Origin of the sequence: Shigella sp. FC1544 (assembly GCF_001722145.1) — a bacterium.
Classification (GTDB): domain Bacteria; phylum Pseudomonadota; class Gammaproteobacteria; order Enterobacterales; family Enterobacteriaceae; genus Escherichia; species Escherichia coli.
The window spans coordinates 1-568 of record NZ_MECT01000413.1; the positions used below are offsets into that span (position 1 = coordinate 1).

Here is a 568-nt window from a genome sequence, read left to right on the forward strand (position 1 = left end):
AAAACTCAGTGCCTCTGCGGAGCTTCGACAGCAGTCTTTCGCTGTTGCTGCTGATGCCACTGAGAGCTGTGAGGACCGTGTCGCGCTCACATGGAACAATCTCCGGAAAACCCTCCTGGTCCATCAGGCATCAGAAGGCCTTTTCGATAATGATACCGGCGCTCTGCTCTCCCTGGGCAGGGAAATGTTCCGCCTCGAAATTCTGGAGGACATTGCCCGGGATAAAGTCAGAACTCTCCATTTTGTGGATGAGATAGAAGTCTACCTGGCCTTCCAGACCATGCTCGCAGAGAAACTTCAGCTCTCCACTGCCGTGAAGGAAATGCGTTTCTATGGCGTGTCGGGAGTGACAGCAAATGACCTCCGCACTGCCGAAGCCATGGTCAGAAGCCGTGAAGAGAATGAATTTAAGGACTGGTTCTCCCTCTGGGGACCATGGCATGCTGTACTGAAGCGTACGGAAGCTGACCGCTGGGCGCAGGCAGAAGAGCAGAAGTATGAGATGCTGGAGAATGAGTACTCTCAGAGGGTGGCTGACCGGCTGAAAGCATCAGGTCTGAGCGGTGAT

1 pseudogene is annotated in these 568 nt (G+C 54.0%); it reads left to right on the forward strand.

Annotation, left to right across the window (positions count from 1 at the left end):
- A pseudogene (gene ipaH7.8 / locus BGK49_RS17400) lies at positions 1–568 on the forward strand (T3SS effector E3 ubiquitin-protein ligase IpaH7.8); the annotation flags it as partial.